The sequence below is a fragment of the Kitasatospora sp. NPDC094019 genome (assembly GCF_044764505.1).
GTDB lineage: Bacteria > Actinomycetota > Actinomycetes > Streptomycetales > Streptomycetaceae > Kitasatospora.
Genome location: NZ_JBIWIF010000002.1, coordinates 328,716 through 342,457 on the forward strand (window position 1 = coordinate 328,716; position 13,742 = coordinate 342,457).

The window sequence follows — 13,742 nt, forward strand, 5'->3', positions numbered from 1 at the left end:
TCTATACCAATCAGGTCCAGACCTCCTACGCTGCCGATCCGTGGGCCGGTCCGAACGCGGCCGGTCCGGGAACGAGGACGCCCGTGGCACCACTCACGCTGGCCGGGATCGAACGCGCGGCGCGCGATCAACTCTCCCCGGAAATCTGGGACTTCGTCGAAGGCGGCAGCGGCGCGGAACGCACGCTGGCGGCGAACCGGGAAATGTTCGGACGCCATGCGTTCCGCCCGCGCGCGCTCGTCGACGTCTCCGTGTGCGCCCCGGCCGTCGATCTGCTCGGCTCCACGCTGCAAGTCCCGGTCGGAATTGCCCCGATGGCCTACCACCGGTTGGTCCATCCGGACGGGGAAACAGCGACCGCCCGGGCGGCCGGAAAGGCCGGCGCCCTGCTCGTCGCCGGAATCTTCGCCAGCCGCACCCTGGAGGACATCGCCGAGGCCGCCACCGGGCCGCTCTGGCTGCAGCTCTACTGGCTGCGTCGGCGCGAGGCCCTGGCCGCCCTGGTGGAACGCGCCGAGGCGGCCGGCTACGCGGCCCTGCTGCTCACCGTCGACGCCCCCCGGATCGGCCGCCGGCTGCGCGACCTGCGCAACGGCTTCGCCGTCCCGCCGGAGATCCGCGCGGTCAACCTCGACCCCGCCCTGATGACCGCCAGCCACCACGCCGGCCGGGGCAGTTCGGGCATCGCCGAGCACGCCAAGGAGCAGTTCGATCCCACCCTGACCTGGGCCGATCTCGCCTGGCTGCGCGAACGCAGCCGGCTGCCGCTGGTCCTCAAGGGCGTGCTGACCGCCGAGGACGCCCGCCGCGCCGCCGACCACGGCGTGGACGCGGTCGTGGTCTCCAACCACGGCGGCCGTCAACTCGACGGTGTGCTGCCCGCCCTCGCCGCACTGCCCGAGGTCGTCGACGCCCTGCCGCCGCACATCCCGGCGCTGCTCGACGGCGGCGTGCGCAGCGGGGCCGACATCGCCGTCGCGCTCGCCCTGGGCGCGCGCGCCGTCCTGGTCGGCCGTCCGGTGTTCTGGGGTCTGGCCACCGGCGGCGAGGCCGGCGTCGGACAGGTCCTCGACCTGCTGCGCGACGAACTGGAGCACACCATGGCCCTGCTGGGCCGACCCTCGGTCGCGGACCTGGACCGCACCGCCCTCGCCCCCTGGCCGGTCTGACCGTGCGCGCGCCGACCGACCCGCGGGCCACCCCGTCGGGCGGCTCGCCGACCACCCCGTCAAGTGGCCCGTCAAGTGGCCCACCGATCGGCCCGTCAAACGGCCCGTCAAACGGCCTGTCAAGTGGCCCGTCGACCGACCGGAGCGACCACCGCCGGACGCCGGCCCCGAGCCCGACCCCCGCCCCGACCGCAGCGACCGAAAGACCGAGACCATGAACAGACAGGACGCCTTCCCCGGCTGGGACTGGGAGGACCCCGACGGCCTCGCCGAGCAGCTCGACCGCTTCAGCGCCGACGTCGCCACGTGCCGGAGCCTCGAACCGGCCGAGGGCGGGCTCCCCTTCGAGCACCAGGACTTCACCGCCCTGGGCCTCACCGGGATCGAGTTCGCGGCCTTCCGGACCGCCCACCCGGGCGGCCTCGGCAGCGACCTCACCGCGCTCCGCGGCCCCGACGCCACCACCGAGCCCGGCACGCTCTACCGGGTCGACGGCGACCGCTGGTTCACCCAGCTCGACATCTCCCGCCCGCTGCCCTTCGCCGACGCCAGCGTCGACTGGGTGTACGCCGAGCACCTGATCGAGCACGTCACCATGCCGGTCGCGATCGGCTGGCTGCGCGAGGCCCGCCGGATCCTGCGCCCCGGCGGCGTCCTCCGCATCACCACCCCCGACCTGGCCCGCTACCTGAACGGCTACGCGACGGGCGACGGCTTCCTGGCCAAGCACCACCGCCGGCTCACCACCATGGGCTTCGGCCCGCCGATGCCGCAGCGACCGGCGTTCCTGGTCAACCAGATCTTCCGCTACTACGGCCACCAGTGGATCTACGATCTGGACGAGCTGCGGCACGTCCTCACCGAGGCGGGCTTCGAGGAGCGGCGGATCCGCCACTGCGCCTACCGCGAGGGCGTGCGCGGCGACGTCGCCGACCTCGACACCGCCTTCCGGACCGACGAGACCATCTACGTCGAGGCCGACCGCTGACCCGGCGGCCGCCACGGCCGCCCGCCCGACGGCCACCGCGGCCGCCGACCGACGGCCGGACCGGCCGTCGACCCCGAGGCCGTCCCGGCTGCCCATTCCGACCGCCGGCCGCCGCCGCGGCCGGCCGCCGTCCCGAGGAACCCCGATGCCCCTGCACCCCCAGGCCCAGGCCCTGCGCGACCGCCGCGCCAGCGCCGGCACACCCCCGCTCTACCGCCTCACCGTGGCCGAGGCCCGCGCCGCCGACCTCGCCGACATCCGCGCCGCCGCGGGCACGCCCGAGCCGGTCGAGTCCGTCGAGGAGCACCGCCTCCCCGGCCCCGGCGGCGAACTCACGCTCCGCCTCTACCGCCCCGCGCCGCCCGCCGACGGCAGCCGACCGCCCGTCCTGCTCTACCTGTTCGGTGGCGGCTGGACCCTCGGCTCGCCCGACACCAGCGACGCGATCTGCCGCGCGCTGACCAACGCCGTCGGCTGCGCCACCGCCTCCGTCGGCTACCGGCTGGCCCCCGAGCACCCCTTCCCCGCCGCCGTCCAGGACTGCGCCGCCGCGGCCGACTGGCTCGCGGCCCAGGGGGAGGAACTGGGCCTCGACACCGGGCGCCTCGCCGTCGCCGGGGACAGCGCGGGCGGCAACCTCGCCGCCGTGCTGGCCCTGCTCTCCCGCGACCGGGGCGGCCCCGCGCTCCGTCACCAGCTGCTCGTCTACCCCAACACCGACGCCCGCGCCGACACCCCGTCGCTGCGTGAGCACGACGACCCGGCGCTGTTCAACCGCCGCTCGGTCGCCTGGTACTGGGGCAACTACCTGGCCGACCCGGCCGACGGCGAGCACCCGCACGCCTCCCCGCTGCGGGCCGAGGACCTGACCGGCCTGCCGCCCGCCACCGTCGTCACCGCCGAGTACGACCCGCTGCGCGACGAGGGCGAGCAGTACGCCGAGGCGCTGCGCGCGGCCGGGGTCCCGGTCGAGCTGCGCCGCTGGGAGGGCATGCCGCACGGCTTCTTCGCCATGACCGGCACCCTGGACGGCGCCGCCGAGGCCCAGGCGTACGCGGCCGCGCGACTGCGCGAGGCCCTCGCGTGAGCGCCCCCGCCGCCGCCCCCGCCACGCCGTCCGGCCCGTCCGCGGGGACCGCCACCGGGCCCGTCACCCTCCCGCTCGCGGAGCTGCACGGCTCGCTCGCGGACCCGCTGCTGGACGCGATGACCTTCCTGAACGAGGTCACCACCCGCTACCCGCAGGCGATCTCCTTCGCCCCCGGCCGCCCCTACGAGGGCTTCTTCGAGCCCGAGGACGTCCCGGCCTACCTGGACGCCTACCTCGACCACCTGGCGGCCACCGGTCTCGGCCGCGACGCGATCCGCACCACGCTGTTCCAGTACGGTCCGACCAAGGGCATCATCAACGACCTCGTCGCCCGCACCCTGGCCCACGACGAGGGCCTCACCGTGGCCCCCGAGGCGCTGGTGCTGACCGTCGGTGCCCAGGAGGGCATGCTGCTGACGCTGCGCGCGCTCTGCGCCGGCCCCGACGACGTCCTGTTGGTCAGCTCGCCCTGCTACGTCGGCGTCACCGGGGCGGCGCGACTGCTCGACCTGACCACGGTGCCGGTTCCCGAGGGGCCGGAGGGCGGGCCGGACCCGGCCGCCGTCCGCGCCGCCGCGCGGGAGGTCCGCGCCGCCGGCCGGCGCCCGCGTGCCCTGTACGTGGTGCCGGACTTCGCCAACCCCTCCGGCACCTCGATGCCGGTGGCCGCCAGGGCCCGGCTGCTGGAGACCGCCGCCGAGGAGGGCCTGCTGATCGTCGAGGACAACCCGTACGGCTTCTTCGCCCGGGACATCGGCAGCAGGCCCACCCTGAAGGCGCTGGACCGCGACCGCCGGGTCGTCTACCTGGGTTCCTTCGCCAAGACCTGTTTCCCCGGCGCGCGGCTCGGCTACCTGGTCGCGGACCAGGATGTGGTCGGTCCGGGGGGCCGGCGCACCCTGCTGGCCGACGAGATCGCCAAGCTGAAGAGCATGACGACGGTCAACACCCCGGCCCTCAGCCAGGCGGTGATCGGCGGGATGCTGCTGACCCACGACTGCCGGCTGCGGGCCGCCAACGCCCCCGCGACGGCCCACTACGCGGCCGCGATGGGCGCGTTGCTGGCCGAGCTGGAACGGCAGCTCCCGGCCGCCGAGCGGGACCGCCTGGGCGTGTCCTGGAACCTGCCGGAGGGCGGGTTCTTCGCCGTGCTCACGGTGGCGTTCGCGGCCGACGAGGCGGCGATGGAGCGGTGCGCGCGGGACTTCGGCGTGCTGTGGACGCCGATGGCGCCGTTCTACCCGGCCGGGGGCGGGGAGCGCCGACTGCGGCTCTCCATCAGTTCGCTGACGCCCGAGCGGATCGCGGAGGGTGTGGCCCGACTGGCGGGATTCCTGCGGGCCGGGAGCGGTACGGCCGGTTAGCACGCGGCTCGCGCACGACCAACGGCGGTGCCCCTTGCACGAAGGGGCACCGCCGTTCTGTCGTGCGCGGCGAGGTCCGGCGGGGCGTCAGCGGCCCAGGGCGGCCCGGGGGTCGCTCGCGGTGGCCTTGGCGGGCGGCCTGGCGGGGACGGCCTTCATCGGGGGCTTGGCGGCCAGGGCCTTGACGGGCGGCTTCGCGGCGACGGCCTTCGTCGGCGGCTTCGCCGGGACCGCCTTCATCGGCGGCTTGGCGGCGAGTGCCTTGACCGGGGGCTTCGCGGCGACGGCCTTCATCGGCGGTTTGGCGGCGACGGCCTTCGTCGGCGGCTTCGCGGCCACCACCTCCGGCGCGACCTCGGCGGCCTTGACCGGCGGCTTGGCGGCGGCCGGGCCCGCGGCGAGCAGGCCGACCACCGGCAGCGCGGCGATGGCCCCGCCCGCGATGGCCAGGCGGGCGCCGCGACGTCGTGCGGGGGCCGGGCTGTTCTCGGACCGGGGGCTCATACGGTTCCTCCTGGGGCGGGGACGGACGGTCGGGCGGTCCCGACGATAGGGCCGCGACACCCGCCCCACAACCGGCCGGACGGTGCCGACCGCCGGCCTCCGGAGTGGTGTCGGCGGTGCGTCAGGACAGCGTCCGAGGCGCCTCCGAACCGCCTCCGGACAGACCGGAAGGCGGGCGGACCGGATCCCCTCCGGCCCGGCCCGCCCGCCTCCCGCTGGTCCTTCTCCCCGTCCGCCGGTCCGTCCGGGGCCGGGCTCAGCGCACCCGGGTCGAGAACAGCCGGGCCGACCAGTACACGGCCGCCACCGTCATCACGGCGACCACCAGCAGCCCCTGCCAGACCACGCTGTCCCCGACGTGGCCCGAGAACAGCGCGCGCATGCCCTCCACGGCCCAGTAGAAGGGGTTCCACTTGGCCATCGTCTGCAGCCACATCGGCGCCAGCGCCAGCGGCAGCAGCACCCCCGAGAGCAGCGCGATCGGCTGGGCGAGGGTGTTCACCACCGGCGCCATCGCCTCGTCGGCCGGCAGCACCAGCGCGATCCCGTACGAGATCGCCGAGGTCATCAGCGCGAGCAGGCCCATCAGCAGGAAGGCCAGCAGCAGGTTCAGCGGGCCGACCCGGAGGCCGAACGGCAGCGCGATCAGCGTGATGATCACCGCCTGGACGAGCAACGCCACGGTCTCCCGCAGCGCCCGGCCGAGCAGCAGCGCGAGCCGGCTGACCGGGGTCACCCGGGCCCGCTCGATGATGCCGGCCTTGAGTTCGCCGAGCAGGCTGAAGCCGGTGTACAGGCCGCCGAAGATGCACAGCACCGCCAACAGGCCCGGCACGTAGATCTGGTACGCCTCGGCGTAGGTGGTCGCGCCCATCGGCGCCAGCACCTGCTTCAGCAGTGGTGCGAACAGCAGCAGGTAGAAGATCGGCTGGACCACGCCGACGGCGATCCAGACCGGGGTTCGCCACATCAGCAGCAACTGGCGCTGGAACACCAGCCAGGTGTCGCGGGCGAGCTTCATCGGAGCCCCTCCTCGGGGATGATCGGAGGTGAGGGTCAGGACTGCTCGATGGAGCGGCCCGTGCGGGCCAGGAACACGTCGTCCAGGCTGGGGCGTTGCAGTTGCACGGTGCCGGTGGTGACGCCCGCCCCGTCGAGGGCGCGCAGCAGGTGCGGGACGGCGGCGGCGCCGTCGTCCAGGTAGAGCCGGAGCCCGTCCTCGTCGCGCAGTTCCAGGCGGTGCAGCTCCGGCAGGCCGGGCTGCTCGCGCAGGGCCTTGGCGGCGCGCTCGGCCTCGCCGGCGCCGAGGCCGATGAGCACGACGTCGCCGGATATCTCGCGCTTGAGGGTCTCCGGAGTGCCCTCGGCGACGATGCCGCCGTGGTCGACGATGGAGACCCGGTCGCAGAGCGCGTCCGCCTCGTCGAGGTAGTGCGTGGTGACGACGACGGTCATGCCCTCGCCGCGCAGTCGCCGGATCTCGGTCCAGACGTGGCCGCGGCTGGCCGGGTCGAGGCCCACCGTGGGCTCGTCCAGGAACAGCACCTTGGGGGAGTGGATGACGCCGAGCGCGATGTCCACCCGGCGGCGCTGGCCGCCGGAGTAGGTGCGGCACGGCCGGTCGGCGAACTCGGTGAGCTCGAAGGCGGCGAGCGCCTCCTCGGCGCGGTGGACGGCCTCGGCCTTGCCGGTGCCGTGCAGCCGCGCCTGCATCACGAGTTCCTCGCGCGCGGTGACGGCGTCGGTGGTGCCGCCGCCCTGGGCGACGTAGCCGATCCGGCGGCGGACCTCGGCGGGGTCGGCGAACAGGTCGGCCCCGGCGATCCGGGCCTCGCCGCCGTCGGGGCGGATCAGGGTGGCGAGCATCCGCAGGGTGGTGGTCTTCCCGGCGCCGTTGGGGCCGAGGAAACCGAAGATCTCACCCGGAGCGACGTCGAGGTCGATGCCTCGGACGGCGTCCACGGGGGGCTGGCCGCGTTTCTTGGAGGGGTAGGACTTTCTGAGCCCCTTGGTCTCGATCAACCAGAACTCCCGTGCGGGGATGGGGTTGCCGGGGCGCCGGAAGACGGCGCGCGGGACACCTGGGAAGTGGTGCTGCGCGCCACCCTAGGGGTTCCGGCACCCCGGAAACAATGGCCTAGACCAATGGATTGGCCAGAGGGGCACCCGGTGTGACCAGTGCCTCCACCCGGTCGGCCGCCGCCGCGGCCCCGCCGCCGGCGAGCAGTTCCGCCCCGACCCGGGCCGCCGCCGCCCGGTACCCGGGCTCGTCCAGCACGCTCCGCAGGGCCGCCGCCAGGTGATCCGGTGTCACCCGGGCGAACGGCACCCGCGGTCCCGCCCCGGCGGCCGCCACCTGGGCCGCCACGAACGGCTGGTCGTGCCGGATCGGCGCCGTGACCAGCGGCAGTCCGTGCACCAGGGCCTCGCCGACGGTGTTCATCCCGCCGTGGCAGAGCACCGCGTCCAGCACCCCGCGCCGCATCAGCTCCAGCACCGGGGCCCGGTCCACCGCCACCACGTGCGGGGGCAGCTCGGGCAGCAGCCCGCCCGGCGCCGCGAACACCGGCTGCACGTCCGGCCCGCACAGCTCCAGCGCCCGTACCGCCCGGCCCAGGAAGTCCGCGCCGAGCTCGCCGGACAGGGTGCCCATGGTGACCAGCACCCGGCGGCGCCCCGGGAGCAGCTCGTCCCAGGGGAACGCCGGATCGGCCGGCCGCTCCGTCAGCACCGGTCCGACCGCGGCGTGGTGAGCGGGAGCGGACTCCGGACCGGTGAGCGCCGGACCGGTGAAGGAGAGCACCAGGGCGGGGGAGAAGCGCGGGTCGACGTACTCCTCCTCGGGCAGCCCGGCCCGCCGCCACAGGCCCAGGAGCAGGCCGGTCATCCACTCCTCCAGCAGCGGCAGCCCCCGGAACGGCCGCCCCAGCTCCATCGCCCCCGGCGCCAGAGTGCCCCAGGGCAGCCGGTGCCGGTGCGCCACCAGCGCTCCGGCCGGGGTGTGCTGGTCCACCAGCAGCGCGTCCGGCCGGAACTCCCGCACCGCCGCGTCCAGCGCCTTGGTGGTGAACCGCGCGTACGGGACGATGAAGCCCTCCCAGAGCGAGCGGACGGCGGCCAGTCCGTGCCCGCCCTGCGCCCGGAACGCCCGGGTGCCGGTGCCGAACACGGTCGCGTCCGGCCCGAGCAGCGGACGCAGCGCCGACTCGGTGCCCGTCCAGGCCACCTCGTGGCCGCGCGCCACCAGCTCCCGGGCCAGGCCCACGGTCGGATTGACATGCCCGGTCAGTGGCGGGACCACCAGCAGGAATCGGCTCATCGGGCGTCCTCCGCGGGCAGCAGCCGCTCGATATCGGCGACGGTGAGGGCCTCCAGCGCGGCCAGGTCCAGGCCGGCCCGCAGCGCGGCGAGGTCCGCCGCCGGGCCGAAGCTCCGGCGCAGGCCCTCGTCCAGTGCGGCGAGCTCGGTCTCGTCCAGCAACAGGTCGCCGTCCAGCCGGGACGACGCGGTCACGCCGGCGGCCCAGCCGGGCGGCGCCTGGGCGGCCTCCGCCAGCAGTGCCACCAGGGCCGGACGGACCGGCGGTACCGGGACGGGACGTTCACGATCATTCATCAGGGACTCCACCGGCTCGACGACGCGGGGGCGGGGGACGGCGGCACAGGGAGTGCGCGTTCCGTGGGGTGAGCTGTGCGGACTTGTGTGCCGCAACCGCCCGAGATCACTTGTGCGGACCCGTCGGGCGTGGGAATACTAGCCCGCGTGACCGCACTGGAGGCAGTGGCCGTCCACCTCCCCCACCACACTGTGCCCATCGAGGCAGTGGGCGAGCGACTTGGCCTGACCCCACGTCAACTCAGACTCTTCCGCCGTTTCCACGGCCTGGACCAGCTGCGACTGGACCCGGACGGGAAGCTGCCCGACCTGCTCAACGCCGCCGTCGACGCCCTTCCGGAGCTGCGTGGACGCGAACGGGACGTCCGTTTCGTGATCCACGCGCGCAGCATGCCGGTGGCTGTGCCGTACCCGCTCAACCCCCTGCACGACCTGCTCCACCGCTACGGCCTGGGCCACGCCCAGGGCTTCACCGTGACCCACCACGCCTGCGCCGTCGGCCTGCTGGCCGTCGACCTGGCCGGGCGCCTGCTCGCCGGAGATCCCGACCCGCGGGCGCTGGCCCTGGTGCTGGCCGGGGAGAAGACCTTCACCAAGGACGCCCAGGTGGTGCCGGAGACCGGTATCTTCGCCGAGGGCGCGGCCGCCTGTCTGGTCAGCGCCGACGGCGAACGTGACCGGGTGCTGTCCTACGCGGTGCGCCAGCGCCCCGAGTTCGACGGCCGGCTGGCCGAGGACCCGGACCTGCTCGCCCGCTACCAGCGGGAGTACCCGGACGTGATGGTCGAGGCGATCGAGGCCGCCCTGGACCAGGCAGGTCTGGACCTCTCCGACCTGGCGCTGGTGCTTCCGCACAACGTCAACCAGGCATCCTGGCGCACGATCGCGCGCCGGATCGGCTTCCCGATCGGGAAGGTGGTGCTGGACAACGTGACGTCGGTGGGGCACAGTTTCGCTGCGGACGGGCTCATCAATCTGCACACCGCCACGACGCGGGGACTGCTGGAGCGGGGCGACCGCTACCTCCTCGCGGCCGCCGGTATCGGAGCGACCTTCTCCGCCATGGTCGTCGAGCACTGACGCCGGACGGCCGACCCGCCGTCGGTCCGTCCTCCCCGGTCCTTGTTCTCTCCCCCGGGCGCCGGTCCTCCGGCCGCTCCGCCCCACTCCACCACGCACGATGGGACGGTCCCACCCATGTCCGACCAAGTGGTCCAGACCACCGACACCGAGCTGCGCGTCCGGATCCTGCACAGCCTCGGCGAGCTGATCCCGCGCGTCCTCAAGCGGGACCCGTTCGAGATCCCCGAGAACGCCTGCCTCTTCGACGACCTCGGCCTCACCTCGGCCGGCACCATCGAGCTGATCCTGGAGGTCGAGGAGGCGCTCGACATCCAGGTCGACGTCGAGCAGATCACCGAGGACGACCTGCGCTCGGTCACCAACCTGGCCGACTACGTCGCCTCGCACGTCATCGCCGAGGACTGACCGGTGTCCGCCGCCCCGGGTCTCACCCGGGTGCTGACGCGGTACGCCGACGGCCGCTCCGAGCTCTCCCTCGACCCCGACCTCCGGGTCTTCGTCGCCGACCTGGTCCGCCCGTACGGCCTGCCGCTGCGCGAGGACCTGCTGGCCGAAGGGGTCGGGCACGCCTACGAGGAACTGGCCGCCGGCCTGCTCGCCGAGGCGCTCGGGCCGGACGAACCGGCGGACGTGCTGATCCAGGCGTTCGACTCGCCCGACGTCCGGCCCGGCGCGCCCACCTCGCTCGCGCTCAGCCGCTCCTGCGCCGGCACGCCCACCGCGCTCGCGCTCTGCGACCAGGGCACCGCGGGCGCGTTCGCCGCACTGCGCGCCGCGCTCGCGTACCAGCGGACCGGTGTCGCCGGGCGCGCCGTGGTCGTCCTCGCCGAGCAGACCACCCTGCACCACCGGCCGCCCGAACCGGTCACCCTGCCGGACCGCCACTGCGCGGTCGTCCTGGTCTGCGAGACCTTGCCCGGAGAAGAACTGACGATTCATCAGGAAAGCGGTGCGACGGCCGAATCGGCCGCCGAGGAGGTCCGCCGACAGGTGAAGGCGCTGAGGGAGGAGACGCGGGGCGGGGAAGTCGCCGTCCTGCTCGCCGCCGGGCTGGAGGTGCCGGGTCCGGACGCCGTGCACACCCCCGCCGGGCAGCCGTTCACCGGACTGTGGTCGGCGCTCGCCGAACGGCTGCCCGCCTGGCGGTCCGAACGGCGACCCGTACTGCTGGCCGACCTCGACCCGAGGCTCGGCGTGCTCTCCACTCTGACCCTGCGCGCCGGCCCGCCGTCATGATCGGCCCCGGTGCGGCTCCGGCCGGCACCGGGCCCGCCGCTTCCATCGCGTCCGCCGCTTCCAACAGCCCCGCCGGTCAACACGGTTCGGGCGCTCCGCCGGACCGCGCCGACCTCGTCGACGTGTGGCTGATCCCCACCGACCAGCCGGAGCCGGTGGTCCGCGCGCTGCGCGAGTTGCTCGACCCGGTCGAACGTGCCCGCGCGGACGGGCCGGACCGGCGCTTCGGGCGACGGTTCGCCGTCGCCCACGGCGCCGTCCGCCTGCTCGCCGGAGCCCGGCTCGGCCGCGACCCCGCCCGACTCGCCTGGCACTACGGTCCGCACGGCAAGCCCGGGATCGAGGGCCTCGCAGTCAACCACTCCGCCTCCGGCGCCCTCGCCGCCGTCGCGTTCACCGAGGAGCGCGCCGTCGGGGTGGACGTCGAGGAGGTCCGTGACGCCCGGGTCGCGGTGCGGATGGCCCGGCGGTACTTCCCGGCCGGCGAGGCCGGGGCGGTCGCCGCCGACCCGGACCCGGCCGGGCGGTTCACCGTGCTGTGGTGCCGCCGCGAGGCGTGCGTCAAGGCGTACGGCGGGCGGCTGGTGCAGGGCTTCGGGCTGCCGCTGGACGGGCCGTCGCCGGTGCTGCTCGCCGACCCCGGGGCGCTCGGCCCCGGTCCCTGCCGGGTCGAGGACGTGCCCGCCCCCGGCGCGTTCCGGGCCGCGGTGGCGGCGGTCGGCGCCCGCCCGACCGTCGTTCGCCACCGGATCTGGTCACCACCCGTTTGACCTGCCATGTCAGGTAGTTGACGAAGTCTCGGGTACGTCACGAAAGGCCCGCGGGTATCCCAGGTTTCTGGTCTGGACCACATGATCGGCCCGCTGGTAGCGTCCCGACCGCACCCCGCCCAGACCTGCGAACCGAAGGGCGCGTTCGACGTGATGACGCACGACGTGACCGAGACCCGGGGCCTGATCACGGCCCGCTTCCAGGGCGTGGGAGGCGGCTCCGGCCCGCTCACCCTCGGCCAGGACAACATGATCCGCTGCATCCGGCGCGACCGGCCCGAACAGATCAACCGCGAGTCGGTCTGGCCCGTCCCCGAGGGCACCACCGTGGCCACCGCCGTCGACGCCCTGCGCCAACTGCTGGAGCGGCACGAGTCGTTGCGCACCGCGTTCCCGCCCGGCCCCGGCGAGGACGGCTTCCCCGAACGCCAGGAGGTGCGCGCCGAGGGCGAGTTCACCGTCGCCCTGGTTCCCGTGGGCGACCGTACGGGCGCCGAGGTCGACGCCCTCGCCGCGGAGGTGGGCCGGGCCGACGTCGCCCTGCCGTTCGACCTGGCCGCCGCCCCGCGGCTGCGCTTCACCCTCGTCGCCGAGGGCGAACTCGTCCACCGGCTGGTCGTGGTGGGCTGTCACGCCGGGGTCGACGGCGTCGCGGTCACCCTGCTGATCCGCGACTGGCTGGCCCTGGCCACCGGCACCGAGCTGCCGCCGTCCGGCTCCCGCACTCCGCTCGAACTGGCCGCCCTGGAGCAGAGCGCCCAGGGGCGCCGCAAGACCGCGGCCGCGCTCAAGCACTGGGAGGCGGTCCTCACCACCGGACCGTCGAGCTCCTTCTCCGCCGACGGCATGAGCACCGGCCGGCCCGACGGGATGGCCACCCTGCTGCTGCGTTCCCGGACCGCCGCCGCCGACCTCGAAGCGGTCTGCCGCCGCACCGCGGCGGGCCCCTCGGCCGTCCTCTTCGCGGTCTTCGCCGCCCTCGCCGCGCACCGCGCCGCCCGCACCGATCTGGTGATCTCGGCCCTGTCGGCGAACCGCCAGCGCTCCGCCCTCGCCGACCACATCGGCACCCTGGCCCAGGACGCCCTGATCGCCCTGGAGGTCGGCCCGGTCTCCGCCGACGACGACCTGGACGCCCTGATCGGCCGCACCAAGGTCGCCTCCTTCACCGGCTACTGGCACAGCACGCTCAACGCCGACAAGGTCTGGCAGTTGGTGGAGGACGTCGCCGAGCGGCGCGGCGCCCGCTTCAACCGCCAGATCGTCGTCAACGACCTCAGCCTCGCCATCCCGGACACCCTCTCCGACGCCCGCCCGGCCGCCACCGCAGACCCGGAGGTCCAGTGGCTGCCGGACCAGCCGCTGCCGGTGCGCCTCATGTTCAACATCCTGCGCACCGCGGGCAGCCTGGAGTTCGTGCTGCTGGCCTGCCCCCAGGTGTTCGAGCGCGCCGACGCCGAGCGCCTCGCCCGCGCCGTCCCCGCCGTCCTCGCGGCCGCCGCCGGGGGCCCGCTCCCGCTCGCCCGGCTGGCCGAGCTCAGCGGCCTGCGCCCGGTCGCCCGCACCGGTGACTGGCTGCGCGTCGGCACCGACTGGATCGACCTCGCGGCCGTCCGCGCACTGGTCGCCGACGCCCTCGGCGCGCGGGCCACGGCGGTCGACCTCGGCCACCGGGAGGGCCGCCTCACCGCCCGGATCGCCACCGCCGACCGGGACCTCACCCCCGCCGACGCCCACCGCGCGGTCGTCGCCGCCCTCCCGGGCCGCGAGACCGCGATGGCCCCGCACCACTACGCCGTCCACCACCACCCCGGGCCGCTGCCGCTGCTCACCTGGCCGACCCTGGACGCGGACGCGGAGGGCTCCGGCCGGGCGGAGGAGGCTCTCGCGGAGTAGGGACGGCTTCTCCCTCTCCACTTCCCC

The 13,742-nt window shown here is 74.9% G+C and carries 14 protein-coding genes; 9 read left to right on the plus strand and 5 right to left on the minus strand.

Features of this window, described 5'->3' with window-relative positions; translation table 11 throughout:
• The first annotated feature begins 83 nt into the window (after positions 1–83).
• The 4 genes from ACIQ9P_RS06545 to ACIQ9P_RS06560 all read left to right on the plus strand — a co-directional run bounded on the left by ACIQ9P_RS06545 (position 84) and on the right by ACIQ9P_RS06560 (position 4,611).
• Complete coding sequence (locus ACIQ9P_RS06545) at positions 84–1,169, plus strand: alpha-hydroxy acid oxidase (RefSeq protein ID WP_402350690.1); 1,086 nt, start codon at positions 84–86, stop codon at positions 1,167–1,169.
• Positions 1,170–1,383: 214 nt separating this feature from the next.
• Complete coding sequence (locus tag ACIQ9P_RS06550; RefSeq protein WP_402350693.1) at positions 1,384–2,157, plus strand: class I SAM-dependent methyltransferase; 774 nt, start codon at positions 1,384–1,386, stop codon at positions 2,155–2,157.
• Between the two features lie 145 nt (positions 2,158–2,302).
• Positions 2,303–3,244, plus strand: a complete 942-nt coding sequence (locus tag ACIQ9P_RS06555) for an alpha/beta hydrolase (protein WP_402350696.1) — start codon at positions 2,303–2,305, stop codon at positions 3,242–3,244.
• Positions 3,241–4,611: a PLP-dependent aminotransferase family protein gene (locus ACIQ9P_RS06560; RefSeq protein WP_402350699.1), complete on the plus strand. Its 1,371-nt coding sequence runs from the start codon at positions 3,241–3,243 to the stop codon at positions 4,609–4,611. The genes ACIQ9P_RS06555 and ACIQ9P_RS06560 overlap by 4 nt, the downstream gene beginning before the upstream one ends.
• A gap of 87 nt (positions 4,612–4,698) precedes the next feature.
• Here ACIQ9P_RS06560 and ACIQ9P_RS06565 read toward each other — a convergent pair whose 3' ends face one another.
• The 5 genes from ACIQ9P_RS06565 to ACIQ9P_RS06585 all read right to left on the minus strand — a co-directional run bounded on the left by ACIQ9P_RS06565 (position 4,699) and on the right by ACIQ9P_RS06585 (position 8,730).
• On the minus strand, positions 4,699–5,115 hold the full coding sequence (locus ACIQ9P_RS06565; protein WP_402350702.1) for a hypothetical protein: 417 nt from the start codon (positions 5,113–5,115) through the stop codon (positions 4,699–4,701).
• 256 nt (positions 5,116–5,371) lie between these two features.
• Positions 5,372–6,136, minus strand: a complete 765-nt coding sequence (locus ACIQ9P_RS06570) for an ABC transporter permease (RefSeq protein ID WP_402350706.1) — start codon at positions 6,134–6,136, stop codon at positions 5,372–5,374.
• A 35-nt stretch (positions 6,137–6,171) separates the two neighbouring features.
• Complete coding sequence (locus ACIQ9P_RS06575; protein WP_402350709.1) at positions 6,172–7,137, minus strand: ATP-binding cassette domain-containing protein; 966 nt, start codon at positions 7,135–7,137, stop codon at positions 6,172–6,174.
• A 115-nt stretch (positions 7,138–7,252) separates the two neighbouring features.
• Positions 7,253–8,434 (minus strand): glycosyltransferase, encoded by a 1,182-nt coding sequence (locus ACIQ9P_RS06580; RefSeq protein WP_402350712.1) that lies wholly within the window; start codon positions 8,432–8,434, stop codon positions 7,253–7,255.
• The gene (locus ACIQ9P_RS06585) at positions 8,431–8,730 is read right to left on the minus strand and encodes a hypothetical protein (RefSeq protein WP_402350715.1); all 300 of its coding nucleotides are present in this window, start codon (positions 8,728–8,730) and stop codon (positions 8,431–8,433) included. Before ACIQ9P_RS06585 ends, ACIQ9P_RS06580 begins: the two co-directional genes overlap by 4 nt.
• Positions 8,731–8,877: 147 nt before the next feature.
• Here ACIQ9P_RS06585 and ACIQ9P_RS06590 point away from each other — a divergent pair, with 147 nt between their 5' ends.
• The 5 genes from ACIQ9P_RS06590 (at position 8,878) to ACIQ9P_RS06610 (ending at position 13,715) form a co-directional block, all read left to right on the plus strand.
• Positions 8,878–9,810: a 3-oxoacyl-[acyl-carrier-protein] synthase III C-terminal domain-containing protein gene (locus ACIQ9P_RS06590; protein WP_402350718.1), complete on the plus strand. Its 933-nt coding sequence runs from the start codon at positions 8,878–8,880 to the stop codon at positions 9,808–9,810.
• Between the two features lie 117 nt (positions 9,811–9,927).
• Positions 9,928–10,218, plus strand: coding sequence for an acyl carrier protein (locus ACIQ9P_RS06595; RefSeq protein WP_340632990.1), 291 nt, complete (start codon positions 9,928–9,930; stop codon positions 10,216–10,218).
• A 3-nt stretch (positions 10,219–10,221) separates the two neighbouring features.
• Positions 10,222–11,049 carry a hypothetical protein gene (locus ACIQ9P_RS06600; protein ID WP_402350721.1) on the plus strand — a complete coding sequence of 276 codons (828 nt, stop codon included), beginning with the start codon at positions 10,222–10,224 and terminating at the stop codon, positions 11,047–11,049.
• On the plus strand, positions 11,046–11,819 hold the full coding sequence (locus tag ACIQ9P_RS06605; protein ID WP_402350724.1) for a 4'-phosphopantetheinyl transferase family protein: 774 nt from the start codon (positions 11,046–11,048) through the stop codon (positions 11,817–11,819). Before ACIQ9P_RS06600 ends, ACIQ9P_RS06605 begins: the two co-directional genes overlap by 4 nt.
• A gap of 165 nt (positions 11,820–11,984) precedes the next feature.
• The gene (locus ACIQ9P_RS06610) at positions 11,985–13,715 is read left to right on the plus strand and encodes a condensation domain-containing protein (protein ID WP_402350727.1); all 1,731 of its coding nucleotides are present in this window, start codon (positions 11,985–11,987) and stop codon (positions 13,713–13,715) included.
• Positions 13,716–13,742: the final 27 nt, after the last annotated feature.

Coding starts and splice junctions, on each gene's coding strand:
- ACIQ9P_RS06550 (WP_402350693.1), top strand. CDS start 1,384: ATGAACAGACAGGACGCCTTCCCCGGCTGGGACTGGGAGGACCCCGAC.
- ACIQ9P_RS06555 (WP_402350696.1), top strand. CDS start 2,303: ATGCCCCTGCACCCCCAGGCCCAGGCCCTGCGCGACCGCCGCGCCAGC.
- ACIQ9P_RS06565 (WP_402350702.1), bottom strand. CDS start 5,115: ATGAGCCCCCGGTCCGAGAACAGCCCGGCCCCCGCACGACGTCGCGGC.
- ACIQ9P_RS06570 (WP_402350706.1), bottom strand. CDS start 6,136: ATGAAGCTCGCCCGCGACACCTGGCTGGTGTTCCAGCGCCAGTTGCTG.
- ACIQ9P_RS06580 (WP_402350712.1), bottom strand. CDS start 8,434: ATGAGCCGATTCCTGCTGGTGGTCCCGCCACTGACCGGGCATGTCAAT.
- ACIQ9P_RS06585 (WP_402350715.1), bottom strand. CDS start 8,730: ATGAATGATCGTGAACGTCCCGTCCCGGTACCGCCGGTCCGTCCGGCC.
- ACIQ9P_RS06595 (WP_340632990.1), top strand. CDS start 9,928: ATGTCCGACCAAGTGGTCCAGACCACCGACACCGAGCTGCGCGTCCGG.
- ACIQ9P_RS06605 (WP_402350724.1), top strand. CDS start 11,046: ATGATCGGCCCCGGTGCGGCTCCGGCCGGCACCGGGCCCGCCGCTTCC.